The sequence below is a fragment of the Pseudomonas sp. 05T35 genome, assembly GCF_056396605.1.
In genome coordinates this window covers 1-930 of the sequence record NZ_JBFTLU010000797.1, presented here as the reverse complement: position 1 = coordinate 930, position 930 = coordinate 1, and the positions used below count along the sequence as shown (strand labels likewise).

General features: G+C 63.0%; 1 protein-coding gene. It reads left to right on the top strand.

Going from position 1 to position 930, the window contains the following annotated elements; genetic code table 11:
• The coding region (locus AC1DH9_RS29910) for a M14 family metallopeptidase (RefSeq protein WP_477809424.1) at positions 1–652 on the top strand (652 nt) is incomplete at its 5' end.
• Positions 653–930: the final 278 nt, after the last annotated feature.

The window sequence follows — 930 nt, the reverse complement described above, 5'->3', positions numbered from 1 at the left end:
GTTGCGGCATGCCTGTGAAGCTGAGATCACCCTGGATCTGCATTGCGATTTCGAGGCGGCCATCCATCTTTATGCGCTGCCGCAACATTGGCCGCGTTGGCAGTCCCTGGCGGCACGATTGAAGGCCGGTGTGGCGTTGTTGTGCGAAGACTCCGGTGGCAGTTCGTTCGATGAGTCCTGTTCGTCGCCGTGGTTGCGGCTGGCCAAGGCGTTTCCAGAGGCGTCGATTCCACCGGCCAACCTGGCGACGACGCTGGAGTTGGGGAGCATGGGTGACACGCGGGTTGATCAGGCTCAGGCCAGTTGCGAGGCGATCCTCGGGTTCCTGGCGGAGCAGGGTTTTATTGCCGGGCAGTGGCCGCAAGCGCCGGATGAGTGTTGTGAGGGGATGCCGCTCGAGGGGACCGAGTATCTGTTTGCACCGCATCACGGGGTGGTGAGTTTTCTGCGTGAGGTGGGGGAGTGGGTCGAGAAGGGCGATGCGTTGTTTGAGGTGGTCGATCCGTTGAGTGATCGGGTGACGGTGGTGTGTGCCGGGACCAGCGGGGTGTTGTTTGCGCTGGATCGCGGGCGGTATACGCAGCCGGGGATCTGGCAGGCGAAGGTGGCGGGGCGGGAGGCGATACGGGTTGGGAAACTGGTCAACGATTGAGTCTGGTCTGGCCGCCCCATCTCCTGTGGGAACCGAGCTTGCTCGCGATGGCGGCCGGACAGCCGGCCCATCTCCCGCAGATGTACACAGATCTACTGTGGGAGCCGGGCTTGCCCGCGATAGCGGCCGGACAGCCGACCCATCTCTTGCAGATGTACACCGTTCAACTGTGGGAGCGAGCCTGCTCGCGATGACGGCCTGACAGCCGACCAACCTCCCGCAGGTGTACATATCCATTTCTGCGGTAACGGCCGCTTAGGGTTTCGCCCTTACGGCGA